Consider the following 16,806-nt stretch of genomic DNA (forward strand, 5'->3'; position numbering starts at 1 on the left):
GCGTTACACCCCGGCCTCCTTGGTCGCAGCGGTCTCGTCGTCGCCTTCGTCGGCGGCCGCATCCTCGTCGCCCTCGGCGACCGGGTGCAGCTCGTCGGGATCGACCCAGCCCAGCATGACGCGGGCGGTCATCACCATGTCCTGCGCCTCTTCCAGCGACACGTCGAACTTCTCCAGGATCCCGTCATCCTTGACGCGCTGGCCGTTCTGCGTGGTCCAGCCGCCGGCCAGTTCCCAGTCGGCGCAGGTCGCGAAGTCCTCCAGCGTCTTGACGCCGTCCTTCGCCAGCGCCTCGAGCATCTGCGGCGTCAGCCCCTCGAAGCCCACCAGCGTGTCGTCGATGCCGAGCGCGCGGGCGCTTTCCAGCGCCTTGGCGTTCTGCGCCTCGAGATAGTCGCGGGCGCGGGCCTGCAGCTCGTCCGCGGTCCCCTCGTCCACGCCGTCGATCGCCAGCAGCTCGCCCTGCTCGACATAGGCCACTTCCTCGAGGTTGGTGAAGCCTTCGGCGACCAGCAGCTGGGCGAAGAACTCGTCCAGGTCGAGGCTGTCCATGAACAGTTGCGTCCGGGCGTTGAACTCGGCCTGGCGGCGCTTGGATTCCTCTTCCTCGGTGAGGATGTCGATGTCGAGCCCGGTGAGCTGGCTCGCCAGCCGCACGTTCTGGCCGCGGCGGCCGATCGCGAGCGACAGCTGCTCCTCGGGCACCACGACCTCGATCCGGGTCGCCTCGGGGTCGAACACGACCTTGGCGACCTCGGCCGGCTGCAGCGCGTTCACGAGGAACGTCGCCTGCTCTTCCGACCACGGGATGATGTCGATCTTCTCGCCCTGCAGCTCGCCTACGACGGCCTGCACGCGGCTGCCGCGCATGCCGACGCAGGCGCCGACCGGGTCGATCGAGCTGTCGTAGCTGATGACGGCGATCTTGGCGCGGCTGCCCGGGTCGCGGGCCACGGCCTTGATCTCGATCACGCCGTCATAGATTTCCGGCACTTCCATCTTGAAGAGCTCGGCCATGAACTGCGGATCGGTGCGCGACAGGAAGATCTGCGGGCCGCGCGTCTCGCGGCGCACGTCCTTGACGTAGCAGCGGATGCGGTCGTTCGGGCGGTAGCTTTCGCGGCCGATCTTCTCGTTGCGGCGCAGGATCGCCTCGCCGCGGCCCACGTCCACGATGATGTTGCCGTATTCCTCGCGCTTGACGATGCCGTTGATGATCGTGCCGGCGCGGTCCTTGAACTCCTCGTACTGGCGGTCGCGCTCGGCCTCGCGGACGCGCTGCAGGATGACCTGCTTGGCCGACTGCGCGGCGATCCGGCCCAGTTCGACGGGCGGGACCTCGTCGATGATCTGGTCGCCCACGGCGGGGTTGTCGAGATAGGGGCGCGCCTGTTCGACCGTCAGTTCCGCCTGGTAGTTCTCGACCGCGTCGTCCTCGACCACGGTGCGGACGCGGGTGAACCTGGCATTGCCGGTCTTGCGGTCGATGCTGACGCGGATGTCCATCTCGGCGCCATAGCGGGACTTCGCGGCGCGGGCGAGGCTGTCCTCCATCGCCTCGATCACCAGACCGGGGTCGATCATCTTTTCGCGCGCGACCGCCTCGGCGGTCTGCAGCAGCTCAAGCTGGTTGGCAGAGGTGATGGCCATCAATCACTCCTTCGGCAGGTCGGCGCGGGTAGCGCCGTCGGTTTCGTTCGTGTCGGTGTCGTCGCCGTCATCGAAAGCCTCCTCGGTCTCGATGTCGTCGAATTCCTCGGGGTCGGCCATCTGTCCGTCGGCCAGCTGTCCCCGGACCACGCGCCCGTCGCCGATCCCGGCGCCGGCTTCCGCCCCTTCGGGCAGCGTGCCCGCTTCCTTGCGTTCCTTCAGCATCAGGGCGATCAGCTCGTCCGTCAGCAAAAGCTTCGCGTCGCTGAGCAGGTCGAAGGTCAGGCCGATGGTCTGCACCTCGCCCCCCTCCTCGATGTTCAGCAGCACCTCGTCGCCCTCGACGCCGGCGAGGACGCCCTTGAAGCGCCTGCGCCCGTCGATGGGCTGCGCGGTCTCCAGCCGGGCGTCATAGCCCTCGAACGTGGCGAAGTCCTTCAGCCGCGTCAGCGGCCGGTCGATGCCCGGGCTGGAAACCTCGAGATGGTAGGCGTCCTCCAGCGGGTCCTCGACGTCCAGCGCGGCGCTGACGGCGGTGGAGATCACGGCGCAGTCGTCGACGTTGATCCCGCCCTCGGGACGGTCGGCCATGATCTGCAGCGTGGCGGTGCGCCCGCCCTGCAGGCGCAGGCGGACCAGCTCGAACCCCAGATCCTCGATCACGGGCGTGATGATCCCGGAAAGGCGCTGGTCGATGGGTGTCTTGGCGATGAGGTCGGTCATGTCCGATCCCTGAAAATGAAAAACGGGCCCTGTGGCGGCCCGTGCGAGTTCGTCCGGTGGGCAGGGGGTGGAAGCCTGCGCCGCTGTCGGAGGGTATATAGATCGCAGAAATCGGAATGGCAAGGGCGTCAGGCAGGCCCTGCTTCGCCCCGGGAAAGACGTCGCAGGCGGCGCGGGGTATGGCCGGGCGTGGCGCCCCTCGTCACGCCGGGTTGGGCGGGTCGGGGTCGTCCCGCCCGCGACCGTGGCCCAGCCCCGTGCCCATGCCCATTCCGCCGCCGCCCATTCCGCCACCCATGCCGCCGCCGCCACCGCCGCCCCCGCGAGCGCCGCCGCCCCGGCCGCCGTCGCCCTTGCCGCCGCCTGACGGGCGCGCGGGTCCCTGGCGGGGGATCGCGAGGTTCGCCGGGATCGGGTCGAGGTCGAGCGCCGCCCGGATGAAATCACGAAGCGAGACGACCAGCGCGTCCATGTGGACCTCGCGCCCCGCGACCATGTCGCGCGCGGCGCGTTCGGCGAGCCGCACCTGCTCCTCGGTCCCCAGCAGCAGGATGTCGGACAGCGCCGCCTCGACCGCGTCGCGGATGCGGCGCCGGCGCTCGGCCGAGGGCGGTTCCGGGCGCGGCGCGGACGGGTCCGCGACAGCCTCGCCCGCCTCGGCTGCCGCCAGCTGGCGCAGGTCGCGCAGGTGCAGCGGGCTTACGCCCAGCTCGCCGGTGAACGACCCGCCCAGCACCTTGTAGGCGGCAATCAGGACCTTCAGCCGCTCGTTGATCTGCCGGTTCTGGCGTTCGCGGCGCTGCTGGTAGCGCATCATCACGATCAGCCGGATGCCGATCCCCACCAGCGCGAACAGGGCGATTCCCGCGAGCGTCGACAGGAGGCTCTGCCACGAGCTGAAGTCGATCATCCTCATGCCCCGTCCACGCCCCGGCCGGGCACCGACGCGATCATTCCTGCACGCTCAGGTCCGCGACGGCCCGCACCAGCTCGGCCGCGATCCGCGGCTCGCTCATGGCGTGGCCCGATGCGGGGACCATCCGCAGCTCGCAGCGGTGCCAGCCGTCGGCAAGCTCCCACGCGGCCCTGGGCGGGCAGACCATGTCGTAGCGGCCCTGCACCACGACCGCCGGAAGGTGGTGGATCCGGTGCCGGTCGCGCAGCAACTGGCCTTCGTCCAGGAAGCAGCCGTTGACGAAGTAGTGGCTTTCCAGCCGGGCGAAGGCGCGGGCGTAGTTCGGCGCGGACATGCCGCTCGACCCTGTCTCCAACGCCGCCAGCACGTTTTCCCAGGCGACCCAAGGCAGCGCGAAGCGGGTCTCGGTGTCCAGGTCGCCGCAGAACAGGCGGCGGTGATAGGCCGCGATCAGGTCGCCCTGCTCGTCCTTGGGGATCGGCCCCCGGAAACGGTTCCAGAGCTCCGGCCAGAACCGCCCCGCGCCGCCGCCGTAGAACCAGTCGAGTTCCTCCTGCCGGGCCAGGAACACGCCGCGCAGCACCAGCCCGCTGACGCGTCCGGGCCGCGCCTGCGCGTAGGCCAGCGCCAGCGTCGATCCCCAGCTGCCCCCGAACAGAAGCGCGGGGCCGAGGTCCAGCCGGTCCGCGATCAGGTCGATGTCGGCGATCAGGTGCTGGGTGGTGTTGTGGGCGATGTCCGCGTGCGGCCGCGACCGCCCGCAGCCGCGCTGGTCGAACAGGACCACGCGCCAGTGGTCGGGGTCGAAGAAGCGCCGCATGACCGGGCTGCAGCCGCCGCCCGGGCCCCCGTGCAGCACGATCGCGGGCCGGCCCTGCGGATTGCCGCATTGCTCGACATAGATCTGGTGGCCGTCGGGCGTGGACAGCATCTCGCGCGCGAACGGCTCGACCATCGGATAAAGCTGCCCCGAAGCCGATGCCGCGCCGATTTGCCCTGCCCGATGGTTCATGTTGCCGGTATACACGCGCCCGACAGGGCAGGCCAGAAGGGGCGAGACGATGACCATTTCAGGCATGGGCGCACGATCCAGCATCGATCCGGCCGAGATCGAGAAGTTCGAGGCGATGGCCGCCGAGTGGTGGGACATGGAGGGCAAGTTCAAGCCCCTGCACATGCTGAACCCGACCCGGCTCGACTACGTCACCGGCCAGATCGCGGCGGAGTTCTCGCGCGACCTGTCGGGCCCGCGCCCGTTCGAGGGGCTGCGGATCCTCGACATCGGCTGCGGCGGCGGGCTGATGGCGGAACCGATGGCGCGGCTCGGGGCCGAGGTCACGGGCGCGGACGCCGCCGACGGCAACATCGCGGTCGCGCGGCTTCACGCCGGGCAGTCGGGGCTTTCGATCGACTACCGCGCGACCACGGCCGAGGCGCTGGTGGACGAGAACCTGACCTTCGACGTCGTGATGGCGCTGGAGATCGTGGAACACGTCGCCGACCCGCAGGACTTCGTCGCGACCTGCACCCGGCTGTTGCGGCCGGGGGGCGTCCTGGTCATGTCCACGCTGAACCGCACCCCGCAGAGCTTCGGCGCGGCGATCATCGGGGCGGAGTGGGTGATGCGCTGGCTGCCGCGCGGCACCCACGACTGGAACCGCTTCATCAAGCCGGGCGAGCTTGCGGCAATGTTCGACGCGGCCGGGGCCAAGGTCGTGGACCGCGCGGGCATGGTGTTCAACCCGGTCCGCTGGTCATGGTCGCTGTCGCGGCGCGACCTGTCGGTGAACTACCTGATGACCGGCATCCGGTCCTGACGCGCCGGCCTGACACGCAGGCCCGACATCCGGGCAGAGGCTTGCGGCGGAAGCCGTCAGACCTCGTCCTCCAGCCTTTCGCGCAGGCGGCGCATCACCGGCATCATGGTCCGGACCTCGTCCACGCCGATGTCGCGCACGACGCATGCCAGGCGCGGCAGAAGCGACGCAAGCGCCGCGTCGCGCGCGGCGCGCCCAGCCGGGCTGATCGACACGAACTTGCGGCGCGCGTCGTCCCAGTCGGGGCGGATATGGATGTGCCCGGCCCATTCCAGCCGCGCCAGCGTGTTCGTCATCGCCCCGCGCGTCACGCGGAACGCCTGCGCGAGCTCCGCCGGTGTCCGCTCGCCGTTCAGATGCGCGAGCAGGTTCAGAACCGAGAAATGCGACAGCTGCATCCCCCGCGGCAGCGCGCGGGAAGCCATGCTGCGGGCCAGCTGCTCGCTGTTCATCAGCTCGGCGAACAGGGCAGCCGCCAGCGCCTTGGTGGCCGGGGCGTCGGTCACCGCGCGACGTCCGGCCCGGACAAGGCCGGCCCCCGGATCACCGGGTCGTGCCGCCACGCCGGCACCCGCCCCCGCGCGTCCGCCACGCGCGCGAGGTCGAGCCGGACCAGCGTCACCCCCGGTTCGGTCCCGCCATCGGCCAGCACCTCGCCCCACGGCGCCACGGCGAGCGAGTGGCCGTAACTCCGCCGGGGCCGCGCTTCGGGCGAATGGGGCGCGGCGTGCGTGCCGCACTGCGCGGCGGCGAGGACGAAGCACCCCGTCTCGATCGCGCGGGCGCGCAGCAGCACCTCCCAGTGCGCGGCTCCGGTGGTGTCGTTGAAGGCCGCGGGAACCAGGAGGATGCGCGCGCCCGCCACCGCGAGCCGGCGGTAGAGATGGGGAAAGCGGACGTCGTAGCAGACCGTCATCCCGATCGGCAGGTCATCCGGGCCGCGGGCGACGACGGCCGTGTCGCCGGCACGGAAGGCCGCGCTTTCGCGGTAGGATTCGTGTTCGGACACGGTCGCGTCGAACATGTGGATCTTGTCGTAGCAGCCTGCGATCCGCCCGTCGGGGCCGATCAGGAAACTGCGATTGACGAAACGGGTATCGGCCGGATCGTCGCCCTTGAGCGAGATCGACCCGATCGACAGCCACACCCGCAGCCGCGCCGCGTCCTCGCGCAGCGCCGCAAGCGTCGGGTCGTCGGCCTGGCAATGCAGCAGGCGGGCCTGCCGGGCGCGGTCGGGGGTCAGAAGGTTCGTGACCTCGGGCGTGCAGACCAGGGTCGCGCCCTGCCGTGCCGCCTCGGCCACCAGCCCGCGCGTCACGGGCAGGTTCGCGGCCGGGTCGTCGCCGACGCTCAGTTGCACCAGCGCGGCGGTCAGCACCCCGCCTTCGTCGTTCCCTGCCGCCTGCGCCATCTATTGCGCCAGCAACGCGTCCAGCTTGCCCTGCCGGTCAAGCGCGTGGATGTCGTCGGACCCGCCCATCGACTTCCCGTCGATGAAGATCTGCGGCACCGTGCGGCGGCCGTTGGCGCGCTGCGTCATCTCGGCCCGGCGCTCCGGCTCGGCCCCCACGTCGATGACGTCGTAGGTGACGCCCTTGCGGTCCAGAAGCCCGCGCGCGGCATGGCAGTAGGGGCAGCTGCGGGTAAGATAGACTTCGACCTTGGCCATGTCGTTTCCTCTGTTGCGGTTGTCATCAAACCTATGCACGGCGCCGGGGTTCCGCCAGTGCGCGGCAGGGCGGCGGGTCAGGCCAGCCTGAGGGCGAGGCTCAGCGCGCCGTCGAGCGGCGTTCCCTTCGGCGCGGAAAGCGGCCAGCGCCCGCCGCTGCGCGCCGCGAACAGGGGGCCGAGGCCGCCGGTGAAGGTGACCGGCAGCGGCTCGCCCGGCGGTTGCAGGCGCGCGACGTAGGCCGCGACGTGGCGATCGGCCCGATCCAGGACCGCCATCGCGGCGGGGTCGGCCGGGTTGTCTGCGAGGATCCGCGCACGGGCCGCGAAGTCGGCGCCGCTGGCGGTCCGGGCAAAGGCGATGATGCCGCCGACGCCCCCCATCCCGGCCAGAAGGGCGCGCGTGAGCGGGCTGTGATCCTCGACCCCGTCGGCGGCGCGCAGGGTCAGCGCCAGCAGCCGCTTGCCCAGCCAGGCGCCGCTCGCCTCGTCGCCCAGCACGGCGCCGCGGCCGCCGACGACCGTGACCTGCCCCTGCAGGCGACGCATGAACACCGACCCCGTCCCGATCGCCGCAACGATCCCGTCGGCATCGCCCAGCGCCCCCTGCAGGGCCGTCTGCGCGTCCTGCACGACCATAGCCCGCGCGAAGGGAAGGAAGGGCGGCAGCCACACGCCCGCGTCCGCCACCTCGGCCCCGGCAAGGCCGAGGCAGGCCACGCAGTCGGCCGGATCGCGCTCGGCCAGCGCCGCCTGCGTCACGCCGAGGATCGTCCGCACCGCCTCGTCCCGGTCGGACATGACGTTGGCGGGGCCGCCGTCGGCCCGCCCGATCACGCGGCCCGCGACATCGGCCAGCACGGCGCGGCAGCCGGTGCCGCCGCCGTCGATCCCCATCACCCAAGACGCCACGCATGCCTCCCCACCCCGTCTTGCGCGATATGCGGGCAAGCGCGGTCGGACGACAAGGGGCGCGGCTGCGGCGCAACTGTGGCGCCGCCGCAAGGGATCGGCCGATCAGCCCTTCAGGTCGATCGAACCGTTGCCGATGCGGCCCCACGCCTCGGCTTCCTGCGCGCTGACCTGGATCAGCGTCAGGCCCGGCGTGTCGATCCCCTCAGGGAACCAGCGGTCGAGGTCCTTGGTCCAGTGCTGCCTGAACAGCGCCTTGTCGCCCTGGTGCAACGTCGCCCGGCCGCGGAGCGAGATCCAGCTGTCCTTCGACTGGAAGTCCAGCGTCACCGCCGGATGGGCGCGAAGCTGGGCGACCTTGCGGGTGTCTCCGTTCGAGAAGAACCAGTTGTCGCCGTCCCAGTCGACTTGCGCGTTGTTCGACATCGGGCGGCTGCACATCCCGTCGTCCTCGCGGGTGACCATGATGCACAGGTCCATGTCGGCCATCGCGCGGGCCAGTTCCTCGCGCGTCGGCGGATCGTCGTGGTCGGTCTTGTTGCCAAACAGCATGCTGCCCCTCGTCCGGGTTCGGGTTTCCGGGGGCGAACGCCGCGACGGCGGCTGCCGTTCCGTCACCCTTCCGTCACGGCCGGTTGCCTAGGATGGTGCCCGGCCCTATATGCCGTTCTTCGCTTTTCGCCCGTCCGCCCCGGAGCTTACGCCCATGCAAGCCACCACCGCTGGCCCGCAGACGCCGTTCTACCTGATTGACCGCCGGAAACTGCAGGCGAACATGGACAAGATGGCGCGGCTGCGCGAACGGTCGGGCGCGAAGGTGCTGCTCGCGCTCAAGTGCTTCGCGACCTGGGGCGTGTTCGACCAGATGGCGCGATCCATGGACGGCACCACCTCGTCCTCGCTCTACGAGCTGCGACTGGGGCGCGAAAAGTTCGGGGGCGAGACGCACGCCTATTCCGTCGCCTGGGCCGACCACGAGATCGACGAGGCGGTGGGCCATGCCGACAAGATCATCTTCAACTCGCTTGGCCAGCTCGACCGCTTCGCCGACCGCGCGGCGGGGATCGCGCGCGGGCTGCGGCTGAACCCGCGCTTCTCCACCAGCGGCTTCGACCTCGCCGACCCGGCGCGCAAGTTCTCGCGCCTGGGCGAATGGGACATGGCGCGGCTGGAAAGCGCGCTCGACCGGATCAGCGGCGTGATGATCCACTACAACTGCGAGAACCGGGACTACCCGCTGTTCGCGGGCCAGCTGGACCGGATCGAGGCGGAGTTCGGCGGCTTCCTGGAAAAGCTGGACTGGGTGTCGCTCGGGGGCGGGATCCACTTCACGGGCGACGGCTATCCGCTGGACGACCTTGCCGACCGGCTCAGGGCGTTCTCGGACAGGTTCGGCGTGCAGGTCTACCTCGAGCCCGGCGAGGCCAGCATCACCGGCACGACGACGCTGGAGGTGTCGGTCCTCGACATCCTCGACAACGGCAAGAAGGTCGCGGTCGTGGATTCCAGCATCGAGGCGCACATGCTCGACCTGCTGATCTACCGCGAGAACGCCAAGCTGCCGCAGGCGGGCGCGCACGAATACCAGATCGCGGGAAAGTCCTGCCTCGCGGGCGACATCTTCGGCGACGCGCGCTTCGACCGGCCGCTGGCCGTGGGCGACCGGATCAGCGTCCAGGACGCAGCCGGCTATACCATGGTCAAGAAGAACTGGTTCAACGGCGTCGCGATGCCCGCCATCTGCATCCGCGAGCCGGACGGAACGATCACCGTCCAGCGGACCTTCGACTACGACGATTACCGCGACTCGCTGTCCTGATCGCGGCGACATCCCTGACCAGACCCTGAAAAGGAGACCGCTGCGGTGGAAAAACCCAACGTCCTCATCATCGGCGCCGGCGGCGTGGCGCAGGTCGTGGCCCACAAGGTCGCGGAATGGGCCGATGAATTCGGCGACATCCACATGGCGAACCGGACCCAGGCAAAGGCCGACGCCATCGTCGATTCGGTCAGGGACAAGGGGCGCGCCCACGGCCGCACGATCACGACCCACGCGCTGGACGGCATGGACACGGGCGCGGTCGCGGAGCTGATTCGCCGCACGGGGGCGCGCATCGTCATCAACGTCGGCTCGCCCTTCATCAACATGACCGTCCTGCAGGGCTGCATCGAAACCGGCGCGGCCTATATCGACACCGCGATCCACGAGGACCCGGCCAAGGTCTGCGAGACGCCGCCGTGGTACGGCAACTACGAATGGAAGCGGCGCGAGGCCTGCGCGGCCGCTGGCGTGACCGCGATCCTGGGCGCGGGCTTCGATCCGGGCGTCGTCAACGCCTATGCGCGGCTGGCCGAGGACGAGTACTTCGACAGGATCGAATCGATCGACATCGTCGACATCAACGCGGGCTCGCACGGGCGCTACTTCGCGACCAACTTCGACCCCGAGATCAACTTCCGCGAATTCACCGGCACCGTCTATTCCTGGCAGGGCGGCCAGTGGCGCGAGAACGAGATGTTCGAGGTCGGGCGCGAATGGGATCTGCCCGTCGTCGGCAAGCAGACCGCCTACCTGTCGGGCCATGACGAGGTTCACAGCCTGTCGGCGCGCTACCGGGACGCGGACGTGCGGTTCTGGATGGGCTTCGGCGCGCACTACATCAACGTGTTCAGCGTGCTGAAGAACCTCGGGCTGCTGTCCGAACATCCGGTCAGCGTCGAAGGGCAGCAGGTCGTGCCGCTGAAGCTGGTGAAGGCCGTGCTGCCCGATCCGGCGACGCTCGCCCCGGACTACACCGGCAAGACCTGCATCGGCGATCTGGTCAAGGGAACCCGCGACGGCAAGCCGGGCGAGGTCTTCATCTACAACGTGGCCGACCATGCCGAGGCGTTCGCGGAAGTCGGCAGCCAGGGCATCAGCTACACCGCGGGCGTGCCGCCGGTCGCGGCCGCGATCCTGATCGCGCGGGGCGACTGGGACGTGAAGCGGATGGCCAATGTCGAAGACCTGCCCGCGCGGCCGTTCCTTGAACTGCTGGGCGACATGGGCCTGCCCACGCGGGTGATCGACGCGAAGGGCGACCGCCCGATCTGACGAGGCGGGACGGCGCCGGGCGCTGCCCGTCCGGACGAGCCCGCGCGGAACTGCCACCGCAGGGGGCGCGTTCTGCAGCGGCCTCGTCACGGAAGGAACGCAGTTGCCCCCGTCCTCCCCGCCCGGCCGCAAGCCCCAGGACCCGCCCCGGCGGACATTCGGCGCCGGCGCGGGCTGGCCCGTGATCGGGATCTTCCTGATCCTCGCCTTCGGGTTCGTGGCAGAGGCGCGCGCCTTTCTCATGCCGGCGACGCTGGCGATGCTGCTGTTCTTCGTCTTCGTCCCGTTTCGCCGGGTGATGGCCCGGATCGGCATCGGTCCGGGCTGGTCGGCGGGGATCGTCAGCCTCGGGCTGGTCGCGGCGGTGCTGGGGCTCGGCTATGCGCTGTGGAGCCCGGTCAGCTCGCTCATCGCCAACAGCGACACGATCGGCGCGCAGGTCGAGCGCCGCTACGACGAGATCCGTGAAAGCTTTCGCGGCCTCGAGAAGGCGACTGCGCGCATCGACGAGCTGGCCGAGGGCGCGGCGACCGCGACGTCTTCGCCCGCGCCGGGCGATGCCACCCCCGCCACCCCCGCCACCGTCGGCGTCGCGCCGGACCCTGCGGACGCCGCGGCGGGCGCGCCCCAGCCGATCACCGTCCAGGTGGAACCCCAGAACGGCCCCGGCATGCTGCGGCAGGCGCTGACGCTGGGCCCCGAAATCGTCAGCCAGATCGTCTTCACGCTGGTCCTGCTGTTCTTCCTGCTCAGCTCGGGCGATCTGATGTACCTCAAGATCGTGCAAAGCTTCAATTCCATCACCGACAAGCGGGCGGCCTACCTGACGCTGCGCGAGATCGAGGACAGTCTCGGCCGCTATCTCGGCTCCATCACCATCATCAACGTGGGGCTGGGGGTCGCGATCGGGCTGGCGATGTGGGCGTGGGGGATGCCCGGCCCGCTGCTGTGGGGCGTGGCGGGGTTCGTCCTGAACTACATCCCCTATATCGGCGCGATGATGGGGACGATCGGGGGGATGCTGGTCGCGCTTCTGGTGTTCGACGACCTGCAGCGCCCGGTGCTCGTCGGGCTCACCTTCCTCGCGCTGACGTCGCTCGAAGGGCAGTTCGTGACGCCGCGGTTCGTCTCGAAGCGTCTGCAGCTGAACGAGGTCGTGGTATTCCTGACCGTCGCGCTGTGGGCGTGGCTGTGGTCGGTGCTGGGCATGATCGTCGCGGTGCCGACGCTGGTCGTGCTGCGCGTCCTCTGCGACCACATTCCGCAACTGGAGAAGCTCGGCAACTTCCTCGCCGGCGAAGCGCCGCCGCAGCTCGAGGACGAGTCCGAGGATCAGGCCCGCGAGATCGTCGAGGCGGGCGAGGAAGCCCCCGCCCCGGAAGATGCGGTCGTGGCAACGGCCGAGGTCGTCGTCGAGCACGCGCAGGCGGAACCCGCGCCGAAGCCCTGAGCGGCCGTCGGCGGGCGTTTGCATCGTCGCGCCCCCATGGCCTACGCTGCGCGGCAGACCGGCAGCACGAGAAACGCAGCCCATGACCGCGAAGGACTGGAAGACCGAAGGCATCCGGGTCGTCACCCCGATGGGGCGGACGCTCGACACGCCCGACACGCGCGGCATGAACCGTCAGGCCGCGATATCCGGCAACCGCACCGGATCGCAGGCGCTGTGGGCAGGCACGAACCATATCCGCCCCGGCACGATCACCGGGCCGCACCACCACGGCCCGCTGGAAAGCGTGATCTACGTCGTCAGCGGCACCGCGCTGATGCGCTGGGGCGAGCGGCTCGAGTTCATCACCAAGGCCGGTCCCGGATCGTTCCTGCTGGTCCCGCCCTTCATGCCGCACCAGGAACTGAACGCATCCGACAGCGAGAATCTTCACTGCGCGCTGGTCCGCAGCGGGCCCGAGGAGATCGTGGTCAACCTGCCCGACATCGAGATCGAGCCCGACCCCGAGTGGATCGAGTTCTGACGCTCAGCCCGCCGTCGCGGCGTCCCGGATCGCGCGCATGTTCCGGCCATAGACCTCGGGCGCGTCCGCGGACCCGCCGCTGAACACGGCCGATCCCGCGACCAGCACGTCGGCCCCCGCCGCCACGACCAGCGGCGCGGTCACCGGATCGACGCCGCCGTCCACCTGGATGTGGATCGGCCGGTCGCCGATCATCGCGCGGAGCGCGGCGATCTTTTCCACCTGCGAATGGATGAACTTCTGCCCGCCGAAGCCGGGGTTCACGCTCATCACCACGACCATGTCGCAGAGATCGAGCACGTGGCGCACCGCCTCGGCGGGCGTGCCGGGGTTCAGCGCGACCCCCGACATCCTGCCGGTGGCGCGGATCGCCTGCAGCGTGCGGTGGATATGCGGCCCGGCCTCGACGTGGGCCGAGATCAGGTCGGCCCCCGCGTCGGCATAGGCCTGGATGAACGGATCGACCGGCGCGATCATCAGGTGCACGTCCATGAAGGTCGTGACGTGGCGGCGGAACGCCTTCACCGCCGGGGGGCCGAAGGTCAGGTTCGGGACGAAATGCCCGTCCATCACGTCGACATGCACCCAGTCGGCGCCCTGCTCCTCGATCGCGCGGATCTCGCGCCCGAAATCGGCGAAGTCGGCGGACAGGATCGACGGCGCGATCCGGATGCGGCGGTCGAAGGTCATGGCCGGGTCCTTTCAGCGGCAGCGCGGCCTCGCGATAGGACGGTCCGGCCGGAAACGGAAGCCCGGAAACCAAGGATCCGAAACCTGAACCTCATGGACGGCAGCCCGGCCGGACCGGGATCGCGAAAGGCGGCCGCCCGTCTCAGGCCTTCGCCTTCTCGTTCCGTTTCTGCTCCAGCTCCTCGTGCATGGCGACGGTCGGATCCTCGAGCACGTCCTCGACGTAGATCATCCGCACCAGGATCATCAGCACCAGCAGCAGGGGCGTCGCGACAAGGATGCCCGCGAAGCCGAACAGCACCCCGAAGGCGATCACCGAAAGGACCGTCAGCACCGGCGGCATGGAATTGGCGCGCTTCTGGATGATGGGCTGCAGGACGTTGCCTTCGAGCTGCTGGATGATGACGAACAGGATGGCGGTGTAGACGGCGGTCTGCGGGCCTTCCGAAAACGCCAGCAGCACCGCGGGCGCGGCCCCCAGCCACGGACCGACATAGGGGATGAAGTCGGCAATGCCCGCGATGACGCCGAGCGTCAGCCACAGCGGGATGCCCAGCATCCACAGCCCCCCGGCGGTCAGCAGCGCCACGAACAGCATCGACAGCCCCTGCCCCAGCAGCCAGCGCCACAGCCCGTTCCCCAGCGCGTCCATGATCTCGACGGCGCGCGGGCGCTTGTCCATCGGGATCAGGTGCAGGACGCCGCGGCGGTAGAGCTGCGGATCGCCCGCAAGGAAGATCGCGATCGTCGCCACCACGACCACGTTGGCCAGGATGCCGATGGCGATCGACACGGTGCCCCGCAGCGCGCCGAAGATGTTCCATTCCGGCGCCGCATCCTGGACCGGCATCATCTCGAGCAGCCTCTGGATCAGCGCCTGCCCTTCCAGCGCGACCCTCACGTTCTCGACCGCGAGGGGCAATGAATCGGCAAGCAGGCTGATCTGGCCCGCGATCTGCGCGCCCAGGTAGTAGATCCCGAGGCCGATAAGCGTCAGCAGCGCCAGCACCACGATCCCCAGCGCCGCACTGGCCGACAGCGAGGTGTGCCCGGAAATCATCAGCGCCATGTGCCGCAGCAGGACGGCGATCAGCAGTCCGAAGAAGGCGAGCAGCAGAACGAACGACAGGTGCCAAAGCGCGAGCGCCAGCGCGAGCATCACGAGGGTAACGAAGATGACGGCGGGAATGGCTCTGGGCATGGCTGGCCTTCGATCGGGTTGCCGGACGGCGCGGACGCGAGAGGGTGACGGGCCGCAACCGCACAAATCGCTGCGAGCAGGACGACACCTCACGCGGGCGCGAGACAGAACACCTATGCCTGCGTGAGCCCGCAAGTTCCTCGAATGGCAGGAAATCCCCGGGCCGCGCCGCCGCGGGCGCCGGCCTGTGTCTATTCTGCCGCGCCGGCCGCCAGTTCCCGCGCGAAGGTCTCGACCAGCCGGGTCTTGAGGATCTTTCCCGTCGGCGCCGCGGGCAGCAGGGCCGCGACGATGATCCGCGACGGAAGCTTGTAGGGCGACAGCCGTTCGGCCGCGAAGGCACGCAGCTGGGCCTCGTCGACGCCGGCCGGGTCGCGGACCTGGCAGAAGGCCAGCACCTCCTCGTTCCCGGCCTCGACCGTGCGGCCGATCACGGCCGTCTGCACGACCGCCGGATGCTCATTCAGCGCGGCCTCGACCTCGGGCGGGTAGACGTTGAAGCCGCCGCGGATGATCAGCTCGCGCGCGCGGCCCGCAATGTGCAGGTTTCCGTCCGCGTCGAGCCGGCCCAGGTCGCCGGTGCAGAAGAACCCGTCGGGATCGAAGGCGGCGGCGGTCGCCTCGGCGTTGCGGAAGTACCCCGGCGTGATGTTGGGCCCGCGAACGATGATCTCGCCCACCGCGTCCGCGCCGACGTTGCGCAGCCGCACCTCGACGCCGGGCAGCGGGCGTCCGACGCTCACGTCCGGGACGCCCGGCGCGTTGGTGGTCAGCGTGACGCCGGCCGTCGTCTCGGTCAGGCCGTAGCCGTTCTGCAGCGCGGTGCCGTAGAACGCCTCGGCCCGCCGCTTCCACTCGGGATCCAGCGGCGCGGCGCCCGACGAGACGTAGCGCAGAAGGCCGTTTTCCAGGCGCGGGATGCCCCGTGCCGTCGCCTCGGCCATGATGAGCGCGTGCATCTGCGGGACGGCCGGCAGCACCGTCACGCCCTCGCCCAGCGCCGCGACGACGGCGGCGGCGGAAAAGCGCGGCGACAGGCGCAACTCGGCCCCGGCCACCAGCCCCGCGACCATCATCGAGGTCAGGCCGAACACATGGGTCATCGGCAGCACGCCCAGGATCACGTCGGCGGACGTCATCTCGCGCATCCGGGCAGAGGAATTGCCGCCGAACAGCAGGTTCGCGTGGCTCAGCATGACGCCCTTGGGCGTCCCCGTCGTGCCGGTGGTATAAAGGATCACGGCGGTCTGGCCCGCGTCCGCCCGCACCGGGTCCGCCACGGATTGCGGGCGGGGACCGGCGAGGTGCAGGGCCCCGAGAGGCGTGGCCCACGGCTCGGCCCCTGCAGCGGCGGCGTGTTCCGCCGCCTGCGGCGAGACGTTCGACAGGTAGACCGTCAGCCGCGGATCGGCGTGGGCGGCGATGCGGGCGAGTTCGTGTTCGGTCATCCGCGCGTTGATCGGGACCGCGACCGCGTCCAGCCGGGACGCGGCGAGGATCAGCCCGACCAGCGCCGCCGCGTTCTCCGACAGGACCAGCAGCCGGTCGCCCGGCCCCAGGCCGCGCGCCGACAGGTCGGCGGCCAGCGCATCGACCGCCGCCGCCAGCGCGCCGAAGGTCACGCGGGTGCCGTCGTGATCGCGCAGCGCGGGGTCGTCGGGTCGTGCGCCCCGCTGGACGTCCAGCACCTCGTGGACGCGGGTCATGGTCATGCTTCGGTCCTTTCCGGCGCGCGCGGCGACGACGCGCCGTCGGGCACGCGCTTGAACACGCCCGACGCGGTCGCGATCAGCGTGCCGTCGTCGTGAAGAAGCTCGCCCGCGACGAACAGAAGGCTGCGCCCGCCGCCGGTGACGCGTCCCGTGGCGGTGACGCCGCCCGCCCGCCCCGCCGCGATGAAGTCGATGGTAAGCGAGATGGTCAGGAACGGCCGCAGCCCGGTGTCGTCCACCGTCAGGCTCGCGGTCGCCCCGCAGGCGCTGTCGAGAAGCGTCGCGGCGATGCCGCCGTGCAGGACGCCGTGGCGGTTGGTGTGGCGGTCGTCCAGGACGAGCCGGCAGCGGGCGCGGCGGTCGGGCTGGCCCACGTCGAGGCGATAGCCGATCAGCCGCTGGGTGCCGGTCTCGTTCTCGATCAAGCCGGCCGCCATGCTGTCCGTCATA

The 16,806-nt window shown here is 70.2% G+C and carries 18 protein-coding genes; 5 read left to right on the forward strand and 13 right to left on the reverse strand.

All coding sequences use genetic code 11. From position 1 onward, the window contains the following. Window positions 1-3: 3 nt before the first annotated feature. The 4 genes from nusA to pip all read right to left on the reverse strand — a co-directional run bounded on the left by nusA (window position 4) and on the right by pip (window position 4,301). On the reverse strand, window positions 4-1,650 hold the full coding sequence (gene nusA / locus ELI80_RS04680; protein ID WP_136649869.1) for a transcription termination factor NusA: 1,647 nt from the start codon (window positions 1,648-1,650) through the stop codon (window positions 4-6). Between the two features lie 3 nt (window positions 1,651-1,653). After that, entirely contained in the window at window positions 1,654-2,373 is a 720-nt protein-coding gene (gene rimP / locus ELI80_RS04685; RefSeq protein WP_136649870.1) for a ribosome maturation factor RimP, read from the reverse strand. Between the two features lie 202 nt (window positions 2,374-2,575). Beyond that, on the reverse strand, window positions 2,576-3,289 hold the full coding sequence (locus tag ELI80_RS16180; protein WP_201740554.1) for a hypothetical protein: 714 nt from the start codon (window positions 3,287-3,289) through the stop codon (window positions 2,576-2,578). A 34-nt stretch (window positions 3,290-3,323) separates the two neighbouring features. Beyond that, complete coding sequence (gene pip / locus ELI80_RS04695; RefSeq protein ID WP_136649899.1) at window positions 3,324-4,301, reverse strand: prolyl aminopeptidase; 978 nt, start codon at window positions 4,299-4,301, stop codon at window positions 3,324-3,326. A 64-nt stretch (window positions 4,302-4,365) separates the two neighbouring features. On the opposite strand from pip, the gene ubiG reads away from it, so the two are divergent. Beyond that, window positions 4,366-5,106, forward strand: coding sequence for a bifunctional 2-polyprenyl-6-hydroxyphenol methylase/3-demethylubiquinol 3-O-methyltransferase UbiG (gene ubiG, locus ELI80_RS04700; protein ID WP_136649900.1), 741 nt, complete (start codon window positions 4,366-4,368; stop codon window positions 5,104-5,106). A gap of 56 nt (window positions 5,107-5,162) precedes the next feature. Here the strand turns inward: ubiG and ELI80_RS04705 are convergent, their stop codons facing one another. The 5 genes from ELI80_RS04705 to ELI80_RS04725 form a co-directional block, all read right to left on the reverse strand. Then, the gene (locus tag ELI80_RS04705; RefSeq protein WP_136649901.1) at window positions 5,163-5,558 is read right to left on the reverse strand and encodes a MarR family winged helix-turn-helix transcriptional regulator; all 396 of its coding nucleotides are present in this window, start codon (window positions 5,556-5,558) and stop codon (window positions 5,163-5,165) included. A 50-nt stretch (window positions 5,559-5,608) separates the two neighbouring features. Next, a complete protein-coding gene (locus ELI80_RS04710) occupies window positions 5,609-6,481 on the reverse strand; it encodes a carbon-nitrogen hydrolase family protein (protein ID WP_136649902.1) in 873 nt (290 codons plus the stop codon). Between the two features lie 36 nt (window positions 6,482-6,517). Then, window positions 6,518-6,775, reverse strand: coding sequence for a glutaredoxin 3 (gene grxC / locus ELI80_RS04715; RefSeq protein ID WP_136649871.1), 258 nt, complete (start codon window positions 6,773-6,775; stop codon window positions 6,518-6,520). 77 nt (window positions 6,776-6,852) lie between these two features. After that, window positions 6,853-7,686: a glucosamine kinase nucleotide-binding domain-containing protein gene (locus ELI80_RS04720; protein ID WP_236641326.1), complete on the reverse strand. Its 834-nt coding sequence runs from the start codon at window positions 7,684-7,686 to the stop codon at window positions 6,853-6,855. Between the two features lie 105 nt (window positions 7,687-7,791). Further along, window positions 7,792-8,238: a pyridoxamine 5'-phosphate oxidase family protein gene (locus ELI80_RS04725; RefSeq protein ID WP_136649872.1), complete on the reverse strand. Its 447-nt coding sequence runs from the start codon at window positions 8,236-8,238 to the stop codon at window positions 7,792-7,794. A gap of 154 nt (window positions 8,239-8,392) precedes the next feature. On the opposite strand from ELI80_RS04725, the gene ELI80_RS04730 reads away from it, so the two are divergent. The 4 genes from ELI80_RS04730 (at window position 8,393) to ELI80_RS04745 (ending at window position 12,753) form a co-directional block, all read left to right on the forward strand. Further along, entirely contained in the window at window positions 8,393-9,505 is a 1,113-nt protein-coding gene (locus tag ELI80_RS04730; RefSeq protein ID WP_136649873.1) for a carboxynorspermidine decarboxylase, read from the forward strand. A gap of 45 nt (window positions 9,506-9,550) precedes the next feature. After that, window positions 9,551-10,780 (forward strand): saccharopine dehydrogenase family protein, encoded by a 1,230-nt coding sequence (locus ELI80_RS04735; protein WP_136649874.1) that lies wholly within the window; start codon window positions 9,551-9,553, stop codon window positions 10,778-10,780. Between the two features lie 103 nt (window positions 10,781-10,883). After that, complete coding sequence (locus ELI80_RS04740) at window positions 10,884-12,230, forward strand: AI-2E family transporter (RefSeq protein WP_236641327.1); 1,347 nt, start codon at window positions 10,884-10,886, stop codon at window positions 12,228-12,230. Between the two features lie 82 nt (window positions 12,231-12,312). Then, window positions 12,313-12,753: a cupin domain-containing protein gene (locus ELI80_RS04745; RefSeq protein ID WP_136649875.1), complete on the forward strand. Its 441-nt coding sequence runs from the start codon at window positions 12,313-12,315 to the stop codon at window positions 12,751-12,753. Window positions 12,754-12,756: 3 nt separating this feature from the next. Here the strand turns inward: ELI80_RS04745 and rpe are convergent, their stop codons facing one another. The 4 genes from rpe to ELI80_RS04765 form a co-directional block, all read right to left on the reverse strand. Continuing rightward, window positions 12,757-13,443, reverse strand: a complete 687-nt coding sequence (rpe, locus tag ELI80_RS04750) for a ribulose-phosphate 3-epimerase (RefSeq protein ID WP_136649876.1) — start codon at window positions 13,441-13,443, stop codon at window positions 12,757-12,759. 142 nt (window positions 13,444-13,585) lie between these two features. Beyond that, window positions 13,586-14,644 carry an AI-2E family transporter gene (locus tag ELI80_RS04755; RefSeq protein ID WP_136649877.1) on the reverse strand — a complete coding sequence of 353 codons (1,059 nt, stop codon included), beginning with the start codon at window positions 14,642-14,644 and terminating at the stop codon, window positions 13,586-13,588. Window positions 14,645-14,835: 191 nt separating this feature from the next. After that, entirely contained in the window at window positions 14,836-16,356 is a 1,521-nt protein-coding gene (locus ELI80_RS04760; RefSeq protein WP_136649878.1) for a class I adenylate-forming enzyme family protein, read from the reverse strand. Next, a complete protein-coding gene (locus tag ELI80_RS04765; protein ID WP_236641328.1) occupies window positions 16,353-16,793 on the reverse strand; it encodes a PaaI family thioesterase in 441 nt (146 codons plus the stop codon). Before ELI80_RS04765 ends, ELI80_RS04760 begins: the two co-directional genes overlap by 4 nt. Window positions 16,794-16,806: the final 13 nt, after the last annotated feature.

The sequence above is a fragment of the Paracoccus aeridis genome, from assembly GCF_004923205.2.
Classification (GTDB): Bacteria; Pseudomonadota; Alphaproteobacteria; order Rhodobacterales; family Rhodobacteraceae; genus Paracoccus; species Paracoccus aeridis.